Consider the following 12,611-nt stretch of genomic DNA (forward strand, 5'->3'; position numbering starts at 1 on the left):
CCCGGCCATCACCGCGGCGAAGTCCGTGGCGTTCATCTCGCGGGCCGAGCCCACCAGGGACTCTTTGCAGATGGCGAACTCGGTCTCGTGGCCCTTGGCGGCTTTGGCCATCGCGGTCACGTGCGCGCAGCACAACTCACCGGCAGCCAACAGGGCGCCGATGTCGTCGTGGGCCCGGAGGAACGTGGCGTCGGCGACGACCCGGCCGCCGACGGTCTTGGTGACCGGGGTCTGCCACGCCAGCCACGCCGGCGCCGAGAGCTGCCCGTCGAGCGCCCAATCCTTGGCCGCGTCCCACTGGGCGACCTCGGCGAGCAACGCCGCCTCGGTGCGCTCCTTCAGGGCGAACAGGTCCCGCACCCGCCGGGTGCGCGCCCCCGGCCCCCACCCACCCGGGCCCTCACCGGCGAGCGCGTCGGCGCTCGCAACAGGATCGGTGGCGAGGTCGACCATGCCCCATTCTCCCCAGGGGGTGTGACAGGAAAGCGGCGCCGACCGGGGTCAGTCGTCGTGCCAGCCGATGGCGGCGTCGGCGGCGCGGACCTCGCCGAACCAGCGGCTGTCGATGGTCAGCTCCTCGCCGAGGGTGTCGCAGAAGTTGTTTTTCCACGAGACGGGGCCGAGGCGGGTCTGGCGGGGGACCCGTCGCCGTATCCGCACGGGGTTGAGGCGGAGACCCGCGTTGTCCATGACCACGATGGCCCGGTCGGTCACCGCGATGATGCGCTGCTCGATCCGCTGGTGGTCGTGGGTGCGGTGGCCGACGATGGCCGGAAAGGCGAACTCGATCACCTCGCCAGGCTCGAGCAGGGGTCGGGCCCGATCGCGCATCTTGGCCGCGGCGCTGAACCGTCCGAACACGCCGGCCATGATGACCCAGCGGCGCGTTCGGTGGAGGGCTTGCGAGGCAGATCATCCAACCCGCCGAGTCCGGCCAGGGTATGGCGCTCTACTACGCACACCGGGTCAACGTCGACGCCTCCTGGACCGCCCTTCTCAAAGCCCGCCACGGCTGCCCTGACCGCGGCAGGACCGAGAACCTGGCGCCGCGCCGGCGCGCTCTGGGCGCAGCGGGGCGACGGCGACCGGACATGACGTCCCGTGGGACGCCGGCGTCTCAGAGCTGTGCGTCGACGGGGGCGTCGTGGCCGGCGGTGACGGGGAACACTGCGGCGTCGGCGTAGGAGGTGCCGTCGATCCAGTACTCGAACCGGCCGCTGAGCGGGTGGACGACCGCGGCACGGTAGTTGCCGGGGCTCAGCCCGGTGATCCGGTACGCCCCCTCGGCATCGGTGACCGCACCACCGGCGATGCCTGAGGAGCCGACGGCGACGACCCACGCGCTGGCGGCGGCGCGGTCGCCGAGCGAGATGGTGCCCGACATCTCGCCGGTGGTCGGAGCCAGGGTGGCGTTGGCGGTGCCGGGCGCGCTGACCGCGGTGGCGGTGACGGGATCGACGCCGGCCCGGTCGTCGAACCACTCCGTGACGTGGTGGCCGGAAGGGTCGATGAACAACAGCTTGTAGCTGCCGGCCGCGAGGTTGAGGGCGTAGCCGCCGGTCGAGCTGGACCTCGCGGCGCGGACGAAGGCCAAGTCGCTCGCTCGGAAGGCGGCGACGATGCCACCGGCGACGGGCGCCGAGGAGGCCGAGTCGGTGAGGCGACCCAAGAGGATCGATCCGGTGCCGACCGGCGTCTGCTGGGAGAGGATCACGTCGGCGGTGGTGGTCGTGTCGGCGGCGACGGCGAACGGGGTGGTGGCGGTGGCATGGGCGCCCGTGGGGTCGGCGACGGCGAGCAGGTGGTTGCCGGGGTGCAGGCCCGAGAGGCTGACCTGACCGCTGGCGTCGGTGGTCCAAGCGGCGACGGGCTCGCCGCCTCGGTCGAGGCTCAGCGCCAGCGCGAGTGCGCCGCTGACCGGGCCGGCTGTGGTCGCGTCGGTGACGGTGCTCGAGACCGCACCGAAGCGCGAAGCGAGCGTTCCGGCCACGAGTGTGGTGGCGCCATCGACCGAGACGGTGGTGGGGGCGCCGAAGAACCCGGGCTCGTTGGCCGCGCTCGGGTCGATGGCGTAGATGAGGTAGGTGCCGTCGGGCACCGGGAAGTGGAACTGGCCGTTGATGGCGGCCACGGCACCCCCGGCGACGCCGTACCCGTTGGTGTCGAGCGCCGCCACCAAGGTCCCGGCCAGCGGCGCACCGTCGCCATCGGTGACGAGGCCGGCCAATGCGCCGAGCAGCTCGATGGTGCCGGGGAGGCTGTCGCCCATCTGGCCGGGGCTCCGTCCCCGTGCGGCGGTGTCGCCGAGGCCGAGCTGGCCGAAGCCGTTGCTCCCCCAGCACTTGACCTGACCGTTGTCGAGCAGCGCGCAGGAATGGGTGCTGCCCGCGGCCATCGCGGTCGCGGTGCGTCCGGTGCCGAGGTCGACGGCGGGGAGGTCGTCGCCCATCTCGAAGGGCTGGTCGCCTCGACTGAAGCGGTCACCGAGTCCGAGCGCGCCGTGGTCGTTGTACCCCCAGCACTTGGCCTGGCCGTTGTCGAGCGCGGCGCAGGTGTGGCCGCCCCCGCTGGAGGAGTCGTAGCCGGAGTCCACCGAGGTGGCGGTGCGTCCGGTGCCGAGGTCGACGGCGGGGAGGTCGTCGCCCATCTCGCCGGGGCCGTCGCCGCGGTCGGCCGTGTCCCCGAGCCCGAGCCGCCCGTGGCTGTTCTCGCCCCAGCACTTGATGCGGCCGTCGTCGAGCAGCGCGCAGGTGTGGTGAAGCCCCAGGGCGACGGCGGTGGCGGTGCGTCCGGTGCCGAGGTCGACGGCGGGGAGGTCGTCGCCCATCTCGCCGGGCCCGTCGCCGCGGTTGGCGGTGTCCCCGAGCCCGAGCGCGCCGGACCCGTTGCTGCCCCAGCACTTGAGCCGGCCGTCGTCGAGCACCGCGCAGGCGGAGGAGTCGCCGGCGCTCACCGCGGTGGCGGTGCGGCCGGCGCCGAGGTCGACGGGCGGGAGGGCGTCGCCCATCTCGCCGGGGTCGTCGCCGCGGTTGGCGGTGTCCCCGAGCCCGAGCCTGCCGGAAGTGTTGGAGCCCCAGCATCTGAGCTGGGCGTTGTCGAGCACGGCGCAGGTGTAGGAGTCGCCGGCGCTGACGGCGGTGGCGGTGCGGCCGGCGCCGAGGTCGACGGGCGGGAGGGCGTCGCCCATCTCGCCGGGCTGGTCACCGCGCTCGGCGGTGTCCCCGAGGCCGAGTTGCCCGTAGTCGTTGTAGCCCCAGCACTTGACCTGGCCGTTGTCGAGCACGGCGCAGCTGTGCTGGCTGCCGGCGCTGAGGGCAACCGCGGAACGCCCCGCGCCCAGGTCCACGGACGCCAGTGACGGCCCCATCTCGATCGGTTGGTCGCCCCGGTTGACGGTGTCCCCCAGGCCGAGCTGCCCCCACTGGTTGCGCCCCCAGCACCGGACCTGCCCGTCCGCGGACAGCCCGCACGCGTGGTGGGAACCGGACGACACGATCGGCGTCACCGACGACGGACCGACGGTCGAGCGGCCCACGGACGAGGGCGTCGCCGCCGCCCGACCCGCCACGAGCGATGTCGCCGCCAGGACGCCGACGAGGACGACGGCGCCCAGCACCCCCCTTCGCTCCCGGCGCATCGCCCGGATGCTAGCGACGGCGACCAGTTCGAGCAGGCTGACCGAGCGTGCGACCACGGCGACCTGCTGCACCAGCCGGGCGAGCGCGACCGGATCGCCGGTGACGGCGCCGCCGCCGACCCGCTACCGTCGTCCCCCTATGAAGATGGCACGACGAGCACTGGTGGCCCTGGGGGTGGCCGGGATGTTCGCCGCCGTCCTGCGCCTGCGGGGGACCGGTGGCACCCCGCCGAAGGGTGGGGGCTGGCGTGAGCTGTCCGGTCCCGACCTGACGTGATCCCGCCCGCCACATGAAGATCGCCGTGGTCGGCGTGGGCGCCACCGGTGCCCGCGCCGCCCGACAGCTCGCGGCCACCGACGCGGTCGAGACCGTGCTGGCCCACGACACCGACCCCGACCGCACGCGCCTGTTGCACGAGGCCATGCCCGACCGGGTGCAGATCGTCAGCGAGGACGCCCTGCTGGGTGCCGACGTCGACGCCGTGCTCCTGGCGACGCCGAGCGGGGCGCATCTCCCGACCGCACGGGCCCTCGTCGGGCGGGGCGTCGGCGTGGTCTCCACCAGCGACGCCATCGACGACGTCCGCGACCTCCTCGCCCTGGACCCTTGGTGCCGTGACCAGGGCGTGACCGTCGTGGCCGGCGCGGCCTTCTCGCCTGGCTTCAGTTGCCTGCTGGCCCGCCATGCCGCCGCCGGCTTCGATCACGTCGACGAGGTGCACGTGGCCAAGGTCGGCACCGGCGGGCCCGCCTGCGCCCGCCAGCACCACCGGGCCCTCGGCGGCATCGCCGTGGACTGGCGCGACGACGAGTGGGTCGAGCGGCCGGGCGGCTCGGGCCGCGAGCTCTGCTGGTTCCCCGACCCCATCGGCGGCGCCGACTGCTATCGGGCCGCGCTGCCCGACGCGATGTTGCTCCAACCCGCGTTCCCCGAGGTTTCCCGGGTGACCGCCCGCCTCGGAGCCACGCGCCGCGATCGCCTCACCGCCCGCCTGCCCATGCTGCGCCCGCCCCATCCCGAGGGTGGGCCGGGCGCTCTGCGCGTCGAGGTCCGGGGCCGTCAAGGCCAGCGGCGCGAGACGAAGGTGCTCGGCGCGATGGACCGACCGGGCGTCGCCGCCGGCGCGGTGGCCGCGGTGGCCGCCCTCTGGGTGGCGGAACGGCGCCTTCCCGTGGGCAGTGCCGGCCTCGCCGCAGGTGACGACGTGCTCGGCCTCCTGGCCGACCTGGCCCGGCGAGGTGTGCGCGCCGCGGTCTTCGAAGGCGCGGGGGCCTGACCTCGGCGGATGCGAATGCATCAAATGACAATGCTGTCATTTGATGCGAATGCACTACCGATCTAATTACATCAATGTAACTCGAAGAAACTTCGGATTTGTTCTAAAGGTCTCAGCCGAAGTGGTCGTTACTCCGACGTTGGTTCAACTAGGAGGGGCGATACAGACATGGGCGATACACCAGATTCCGCACGGTTGATCGAAGAGCACCTACCGCTCGTCCGACACATCGTGTTCCAGGTGGCGGTGCACTTCCCCCGCCACGTCGACCGTGACGAGCTGGCTCGGGCCGGCGCACTGGGACTCGTCGAAGCGGCCCGCCGCTACGACGAGGCTCGGGGTGTCCCGTTCGATCGGTTCGCCGCACAGCGCATCCGGGGCGCGATCCTCGATGCGGTCCGGGCCGCCGACTGGGCGCCGCGCTCGGTCCGCACCCTGGCCCGCAAGCTGGAGGCGGCAGAGCAGCGACTGGCCACCGAACTGGGTCGGGTGCCGTCGCTGCGGGAGATGGCCGACGAGCTCGGCATCACCCTCGCCGAGCTGTCGAAGCTCCAGGACCGGCTCTTCCGCTCGGTGGTCCTGGCCCTCGAGCACGAGGTCACCGACGACGTGGACGAGGACCTCACCCTCGTGGACGTCCTGGTGGACCGCACCGCGGTCGAGCCGCTCGAGGAGCTGGAGACCCGGGAGCTGCACGCGTACCTGCGTGACGCCGTCGAGCTGTTGCCCGAGCGCCAGCGCCTGGTCATCGTGGGCTACTTCCTCGAGAACCGCACCTCGCTCGAGTTGGCCCGCTTCCTCGGCGTGACCGAGTCCCGCATCAGCCAGCTCCGGTCCGAGGCCCTCGCCATGCTGAAAGAAGGCATCGAGCGCCAGTACGACAACCCCGAGGTGGGGGTCGAGGAGCCCGTGGGCCGGGTGGCCAAGCGCAAGGCCAACTACGCCGACGCCATCGGCGAGGCGAGCGCCTGGAAGCACCGTCTCGATCAGGTCATCACCGACGACATGATCGAAGAGGAGTCCATCCCGGTCGGGGTTCCCTACAACCGAGTCGCTGTGTAATCATGTAATCCATGGCTGACCCCGCCCCCCGCGAGATCGTCACGTGGGTGGTCGAGCGGTTGCCGGAGGACTGGTTCGACGAAGCACCGAGCGTGCGGGTCGATCGCGAGGAGATCCTCGTGGTCGGCCCGTTGCGCGTGCCGGCCCCCGAAGAGTGCGACGGTCCGGCGGCCGTCGAGCGCCAACGGTGCATCACCGCCTTCCGGGAGGCCACCCGCCCCCACCGCATGGCCATCGCCGCCGAGGCGGAGGTCGTCTGGGGGCGCAAGGTGTCGTGGGGCGTCGTCTGCCCCTCCGGCGGACAGGCCGAGGAGGAGCACTTCACCACCGTCAGCACCCCGGTGATGACCCGCCTCCGCATGGACGAGCGCGACGTGCTCGACACGCTCATCGACGCCGGCGTGGCCCGCAGCCGCAGCGAGGCGCTGGCCTGGTGCGTGCGCCTGGTCGGCCACCACGAGGCGGACTGGATCCAGCACCTCCGTGACGCGGTGGCCACCATCGAGGAGGCCCGGGCCCGAGGCCCGATGCAGGCGTAGCGGGTCCGCCCGGCGCTCAGATGCGGGCGCGCTCGGCCCAGAAGTCGAGCACGCCGGCGTCGCCGAAGACCTCGAGGCGGCTCCGGGGGACACGGTTCCAGAGCAGGAGGAGGAGGTCCGACGCCGGGCCCCGCACCGCGGCATCGCCCTTGGCATGACCCCGCTCGCAGACAGGACCATCGGCGGTGAAGGCGACGGTCCACTCACCGGTGCCGTCGGGCAGGCCCTCGTCGGTGGCGTGCAGGTGCAGGGTTCGCCCGTCGCCCGCGAGGCGGTCGCCGAGCCGGGGCACGAACAGCTCGAACACCTCGTCGATGCCGTCGAGGGCGAGGTCGCGCTCGACGGGGGCGGCGGCGCCGGCCGCGCCGGCCACGTCCCAGCGGTGGATGGCGGTCTCCTGCGCCCGACGGCGCCACCAGTCCCTCGCGGGACCGTCGCCGGTGAAGGTCCAGCACGTGGTGTCCGGGCCGGCCGCCTCGAAGGCCGCGCACACCTCGTCGGTGCGGGCGTCGAACCACGCCAGCAGGCCGTCCTCGCCGAGGGCGTCGGCGTCGGGGTCGGGGCCGAGTGCGAGCAGCGCGGCGGTCGCGTCCATGCCGTCGCGCACCAGGTGCACCGCCCACTGCGCACCCTGGCCGACGTGCGCCACCACCTCGCCCACCGTCCACCCTTCGACGGCGGGGACACCGGCGCCGAGGTGACCGCGGGCGGCGGCGCTCAGTGCGTCGGACTCGCGCCGGAGCGCGACGAGGAAGGCGGCGTCATCCATCCCCTTCATCTTGCCCGTCGTCGGGCTCCGGAGGCGGGACCCGGCCCCGGATGGCCCGCCACACCAGCTCCTGGGCGGCGACGAGCGCGGCGGCAACGCCGTAGAGGTACGGCGGCGGCAGCTCGAGGGCGAAGAAGGCGCGGGCGGGTGGGAGCAGCAGCGCGGCCACGAAGAGGCCGATCATCCACAGCACCAGCGCCTTGCGCCACGCGTTGAAGGGCTGCGCGAGGCGCACGAGGATGCACAGGCCGGTGCTGACGAGCGTGAGGGTCGCGACGGTGCGCGCCTGATCGAGGCTCACGGCGTCGTTGGCGTGGGCGATGGCGTAGCTCGTCAACGTGACGATCGCCGCGAGGGTGCCGGCGGGGACGGCGAAGCGCAGCACCCGGGGCACGAAGCCAGAGCGGGCCCGGTTGCGGTTGGGGGCGAGGGCCAGGAAGAACGCGGGGATGCCGATGGTGAGGCTGCCCACCAGGGTCAGGTGGCGGGGCAGGAAGGGGAAGGCGAAGCCGATCACGCCGACGCTGAGGGCCAGCAGCATCGAGTAGGTGGTCTTGGTCAGGAAGAGGTTGGCTACGCGCTGGATGTTGTTGATGACCCGGCGGCCCTCCGCCACCACGCCGGGCATGGTGGCGAAGCGGCCGTCGAGCAGCACGATCTGCGCGGCGGCGCGCGACGCCGACGAGCCGGAGCCCATGGCGATGCCGATGTCGGCGTCTTTCAGGGCGAGCACGTCGTTGACCCCGTCGCCCGTCATGGCCACGACGTGGCCCTTCGCCTGGAGCGCCTTCACCATGGCCCGCTTCTGGTGGGGCTGGACGCGACCGAACACGTGGTGCTCGTCGAGCACGTCGGCCAGCGCCGCCTCGTCCTCCGGGAGGTCCCGCCCGTCGTAGCCGTCGCCCACGTCGGGCACGCCGGCCTCGCGGGCCACCGCGGCGACGGTGGTGGGATTGTCGCCTGAGATGACTTTGACCCGGACGTCCTGCGCCACGAAGTAGGCGAGGGTCTCGGGGGCGTCGGGACGCACCTGGTCGGCCAGCAGCACGAGCGCCTGGGGCGCGAGGCCCGCCGGCAGCTCGTCGCCGACGAGCGCGGCGTCGGTGCGGCTGAGCAGGACCACCCGGCGGCCGAGTGCGGCCAATTCCTGTACCCGGGAGCGGCACTGGTCGGCCGACTCGCCGCCGGCGTCGCCGAGGAGCACCTCGGGAGCGCCGAGCACCCAGGTGCCCTGGGTGGTGAAGTCCGAGCCGCTCCACTTGCGGGCCGACGAGAAGGGGACCGCGAGACGGGCGTCCCAGGTGTCCTCCGCCGCGGCCCTCGCGACGACGGGGGCACGCCCGATGGCGGCCAGGGTGGCGTTGGGGTTGGGGTCCGACGCCGAGAGCCCGGCGAGCGCGGCGGCCACGACCGACTCGGCACCGTCGCCCACCACCTCGAGGTCGGCGAAGGCGATGTCGCCGGCGGTGATGGTCCCCGTCTTGTCGAGGCAGATCACGTCGACGCGCGCGAGGGTCTCGACCGCGGGCAGCTCCTGGACGAGCACCTGCTGGCGACCGAGACGAACGACGCTGGCGGCGAAGGCCACGCTGGTCAGCAGCACGAGGCCCTCGGGGACCATGGCCACGACGCCGCCGACGGTGGAGGCGAGGGCCTCGGCGAGGCCGTCGTGCGCGCGGAGCTGGCTGAACAGCAGAAGGGCCGCGGTGGGCAGCATGGCCCAACTGACGTACTTGATGATCTGGTCGATGCCATTGCGCAGCTCGGACGACGCGAGGGTGAAGCGGCGGGCCTCCTCGGCCAGCTTCACGGCGTAGGCCTCGGCCCCGACCTTGGTGGCCGTCACGTGGCCCGACCCCGCGGCCACGAAGCTGCCCGACATCACGGCGTCGCCGGGGGACTTGTGCTGGGGGTCCGACTCCCCGGTGAGGAGGGACTCGTCCACCTCGAGGCCCTGTGCCTCGACGACCTCGGCGTCGACCACCACCTGGTCGCCGGGTCGCAGCACGAGCACGTCGTCGAGCACCACCTCGCCGACGGCGATCTCGGCGGGCACCCCGTCCCGGATCACCCGGGCCTTCGGGGCCGAGACGATGGCGAGCCGGTCGAGCGTGCGCTTGGCCCGCCACTCCTGGAGGATCCCGATGAGGGCGTTGGCCACCAGCACGAATCCGAAGAGGGCGTCGTTGAGCGGGCCCACGATCAAGATGACCACCAGGAGCCCGCCGAGCAGCGCGTTGAAGCGGGTGAAGAGGTTGGCGCGCAGGATCTGCGGCACGGTGCGCGTCGGCGCCGCGGGGACGTCGTTGCCGAGGCCATGGGCGCGGCGGTCCGCGACCTCGGCGGTGGTGAGCCCCACGATCCCGTCGGGGACGGGCACCCGCGCTCAGTCCTCGAAGGTGGGGGCGAAGAGGGCGAGGAGCTCGTCGTGGAGGATGCCGTTGGTGCCGAGCCCGCTGCCGTGGTGGAAGCCGTCGTCACCCCGCATCGAGGTGAACCGGCCACCGGCCTCGGCCAGGATGAGCGCCGCCGGCGCGATGTCCCAGGGGCTGGCCACCTGATCGACCATGGCCTCGACCCGTCCCGTGGCCACGAGCGCGTAGCCGAAGCCGTCCCCCCAGGTGCGCAGGTGGATGCCGACGTCCTTGACGGCCGCCAGCGCCGCGGGGGACCAGCCGCCGAACCCGCTGGTGGTGAGGTAGGCCTCGTCGAGGTACTCGCACGAGCTGACCCGCGCGGGCTTGCCGTTGCAGAAGGCACCGAGGCCCCGGCCGGCGTAGACCACCTCGGTCAGGCCGGGAAGGTTGATGACGCCGACGGCGAGGCCGTGCTCGTCCTCGAGGGCGAGCAGGTTGCAGTACAGGGGCACGCCCTTGGTGAAGGCCTTGGTGCCGTCGATGGGATCGATGATCCACCGCCGACCGCTGGTGCCCGCCTTGTCCGCCTCCTCCTCGCCGTGGATGGCGTCGTCGGGGTGGCGGGCCTCGAGCTCCTCGCGCAGGTAGCGCTCGGCGGCCTTGTCGGCGGCGGTGACGGGGGTGCCGTCGCCTTTGTGGTCGACCGAGAGCTCGATCGAACGGAACCACTTCAGGGTCAGCTCGCCGGCGTGGCGGCAGAGCTCGACCGCCTCCTCGAGGAGGGCAGGGTTCACCGGGGGCGGGTCGACCGGGGGCTGAGGGGGAGTGTCCACGGTTGCAGTATCGCGGGCGGTCGTAGGCTTCGGGCGTGAGCGCGAGCACGCCCGTCGAGCCGGTGATCTACAACCCCTTCGAGCCGGGGTACGCCGAGGACCCGTACCGCCAGTTCGCGGCGCTGCGCGAGGCCGAGCCGGTCCACGAGAGCCTGGCCGGGCCGTGGATCCTGTTCCGCTACGACGACGTCAACCGCCTGTTGCGCGACGCCTCGCTGAGCGTCGAGGAGGACCGCAGCACCCGGGAGGGCCCCCGGGCCGACCTGTTCGACCGCCTCCTCGCCGAGTCCGGTCACGGCGACGAGCAGGAGCGCCGCGCCCGTGGGGCGCGGGCCATGCTCAACGTCGACCCGCCCGATCACACCCGCTTGCGCCGCCTGGTCTCCAAGGCCTTCACCCCGCGCATGATCGAGGGGTTGCGCCCGCTGGTCGAGCGCCTCGTGGACGACCACCTCGACGCGGTGGCGTCGAGCGGGCGCATGGACGTGATCGCCGACCTGGCCTTCCCGCTGCCGTTCACCGTGATCTCCGAGATGCTCGGCATGCCCGACGCCGACCGCGACCAGCTGCGGGACTGGTCGCACGCCATCGTGAAGATGCTGGACCCCGTCATCACCGAGGAGGAGGCCCGTGACGCCTTCGCCAGCTCGGACGCGATGACCGACCACGTCAACGAGGTGATCGAGTGGAAGCGGGACCACCCCGCCGACGACCTGCTCACCGCGCTGATCCGGGCCGAGGAGGACGGCGACCGTCTCACCCCGGCCGAGCTGCGCGATCAGGTGGTGCTGCTGTTCATCGCCGGCCACGAGACCACCGTCAACCTCATCGGCAACGGCACCCTGGCCCTGCTCCGCCACCCCGACCAGCTCGCCCGGTGGCGTGACGACCCCTCGCTCGACGCCAACGCGGTCGACGAGCTGTTGCGCTACGACGCCCCGGTGCAGTTCTCACGACGCATCACGGTCGCCCCCCTCGAGGTGGCCGGGCGCACCATCCCGGCGGGGACGTTCGTCCTCGCCGGCCTGGCCTCGTCCAATCGTGACCGCGCGTTCTGGGGTCCGAGCGCGGACGAGCTCGACCTCGGCCGCGCCAACGCCGGCCAGCACGTCTCGTTCGGCAGTGGCACCCATTTCTGCCTCGGCGCGGCGCTCGCCCGTCTCGAGGGGCAGGTGGCCGTGGGGCGGCTCATCCGGCGCTTCCCCGATCTCGCCCTCGCCGACCCCGGCCCCACGTGGAACGGTCGCATGAACCTCCGCGGCCTCGAGCGGCTCCCCGTAACCTTCACGCCATGACGTCCCCGATGGTCCCCGACGACAAGGACTGGACCTGGGTCCTGGACCGGCCGTGCCCGGACTGCGGCTTCGAGGCCTCCGACCACCCCCGCGAGCGCCTCGGCGCCGGGATCCGGCGGGTGGCGTTGCGCTGGCGCCCGCTGCTCGACCGACCGCTCGCCACCGAACGTCCCCGGCCCGACCAGTGGTCGGCGCTCGAGTACGGGGCGCACGTCCGCGACGTGTTCAGCACGTGCCTCGGTCGCCTCGAGAAGCTCCTGGCCGAGGACGACCCCACCTTCCTGAACTGGGATCAGGACGCCACCGCGGTGGAGGACGACTACGCCGGTCAGGACCCGTTCGCGGTGGCCCGCCAACTCGAGTCCAACGCCATCGCCTTCGCGGACGCGTACGACCGGGTCGAGGACACCCAGTGGGCCCGCACCGGCATGCGCTCGGACGGCGCCCGCTTCACCGTCGAGTCCTTCGGTCGCTACGTGCTGCACGATCCCGTGCACCACGTGTGGGACGTCGAGCAGGGCTACGCCGCGCTCGAGGGCCGCTAGCGCGCCGACCGCCGCCGGCGGCGACCGGCGATCAGGTCTCCGCGTGCTTCAGGTCGCGCGCCAGGTTCAGGGCATCCTCGGGGTCGAGTCCGGCCCGCCCGATCAGCCAGCAGGCGATGGGCGCGGCGAGGCGCTCGGAGGAGTGCGCGGCCACGCCGGCGAGGTCGAGGAGGGTCTCGATCTCACCCGGCTCCGGCCGTTCGACCCCCAGGTGGTCGGCGAATCGGTCCAGCCACTCGTACCCGGTCATGGGCGCAACGTAGCCCTGGGCGCCGGGGCCCGGCCTCGGTGTGTCGC

The 12,611-nt window shown here is 72.9% G+C and carries 13 protein-coding genes; 6 read left to right on the forward strand and 7 right to left on the reverse strand.

Translation table 11 applies throughout. The features are described 5' to 3' along the window. The 3 genes from JNK12_16135 to JNK12_16145 form a co-directional block, all read right to left on the reverse strand. On the reverse strand, positions 1–453 hold a 453-nt coding region (locus JNK12_16135), incomplete at its 3' end, for a hypothetical protein (GenBank protein ID MBL8777472.1). 48 nt (positions 454–501) lie between these two features. Then, positions 502–861, reverse strand: a complete 360-nt coding sequence (locus tag JNK12_16140) for a hypothetical protein (GenBank protein ID MBL8777473.1) — start codon at positions 859–861, stop codon at positions 502–504. Between the two features lie 256 nt (positions 862–1,117). Beyond that, complete coding sequence (locus JNK12_16145) at positions 1,118–3,637, reverse strand: hypothetical protein (GenBank protein MBL8777474.1); 2,520 nt, start codon at positions 3,635–3,637, stop codon at positions 1,118–1,120. A 139-nt stretch (positions 3,638–3,776) separates the two neighbouring features. Here JNK12_16145 and JNK12_16150 point away from each other — a divergent pair, with 139 nt between their 5' ends. The 4 genes from JNK12_16150 to JNK12_16165 all read left to right on the forward strand — a co-directional run bounded on the left by JNK12_16150 (position 3,777) and on the right by JNK12_16165 (position 6,515). Continuing rightward, entirely contained in the window at positions 3,777–3,914 is a 138-nt protein-coding gene (locus tag JNK12_16150; GenBank protein MBL8777475.1) for a hypothetical protein, read from the forward strand. A 13-nt stretch (positions 3,915–3,927) separates the two neighbouring features. Beyond that, positions 3,928–4,914 carry an NAD(P)-binding domain-containing protein gene (locus JNK12_16155; protein ID MBL8777476.1) on the forward strand — a complete coding sequence of 329 codons (987 nt, stop codon included), beginning with the start codon at positions 3,928–3,930 and terminating at the stop codon, positions 4,912–4,914. A 195-nt stretch (positions 4,915–5,109) separates the two neighbouring features. After that, the gene (locus JNK12_16160; GenBank protein MBL8777477.1) at positions 5,110–5,976 is read left to right on the forward strand and encodes a FliA/WhiG family RNA polymerase sigma factor; all 867 of its coding nucleotides are present in this window, start codon (positions 5,110–5,112) and stop codon (positions 5,974–5,976) included. 11 nt (positions 5,977–5,987) lie between these two features. Then, positions 5,988–6,515, forward strand: coding sequence for a hypothetical protein (locus tag JNK12_16165; protein MBL8777478.1), 528 nt, complete (start codon positions 5,988–5,990; stop codon positions 6,513–6,515). A 16-nt stretch (positions 6,516–6,531) separates the two neighbouring features. On the opposite strand, the gene JNK12_16170 is transcribed toward JNK12_16165, so the two are convergent. The 3 genes from JNK12_16170 to JNK12_16180 are packed head-to-tail and all read right to left on the reverse strand — an operon-like array spanning position 6,532 to position 10,474. Beyond that, complete coding sequence (locus JNK12_16170) at positions 6,532–7,284, reverse strand: maleylpyruvate isomerase family mycothiol-dependent enzyme (protein MBL8777479.1); 753 nt, start codon at positions 7,282–7,284, stop codon at positions 6,532–6,534. After that, positions 7,277–9,664, reverse strand: a complete 2,388-nt coding sequence (locus JNK12_16175; protein ID MBL8777480.1) for an HAD-IC family P-type ATPase — start codon at positions 9,662–9,664, stop codon at positions 7,277–7,279. The genes JNK12_16170 and JNK12_16175 overlap by 8 nt, the downstream gene beginning before the upstream one ends. A 6-nt stretch (positions 9,665–9,670) precedes the next feature. After that, positions 9,671–10,474, reverse strand: coding sequence for a hypothetical protein (locus JNK12_16180; GenBank protein MBL8777481.1), 804 nt, complete (start codon positions 10,472–10,474; stop codon positions 9,671–9,673). Positions 10,475–10,509: 35 nt separating this feature from the next. Between JNK12_16180 and JNK12_16185 the strand changes: the two genes are divergently transcribed. Both JNK12_16185 and JNK12_16190 read left to right on the forward strand, forming a co-directional pair. Beyond that, a complete protein-coding gene (locus JNK12_16185; GenBank protein MBL8777482.1) occupies positions 10,510–11,769 on the forward strand; it encodes a cytochrome P450 in 1,260 nt (419 codons plus the stop codon). After that, positions 11,766–12,314, forward strand: a complete 549-nt coding sequence (locus tag JNK12_16190) for a DinB family protein (protein MBL8777483.1) — start codon at positions 11,766–11,768, stop codon at positions 12,312–12,314. Before JNK12_16185 ends, JNK12_16190 begins: the two co-directional genes overlap by 4 nt. A 31-nt stretch (positions 12,315–12,345) precedes the next feature. On the opposite strand, the gene JNK12_16195 is transcribed toward JNK12_16190, so the two are convergent. After that, complete coding sequence (locus JNK12_16195; GenBank protein ID MBL8777484.1) at positions 12,346–12,564, reverse strand: hypothetical protein; 219 nt, start codon at positions 12,562–12,564, stop codon at positions 12,346–12,348. Positions 12,565–12,611 lie beyond the last annotated feature (47 nt).

The organism is Acidimicrobiales bacterium (assembly GCA_016794585.1).
Classification (GTDB): domain Bacteria; phylum Actinomycetota; class Acidimicrobiia; order Acidimicrobiales; family DATDAH01; genus JAEUJM01.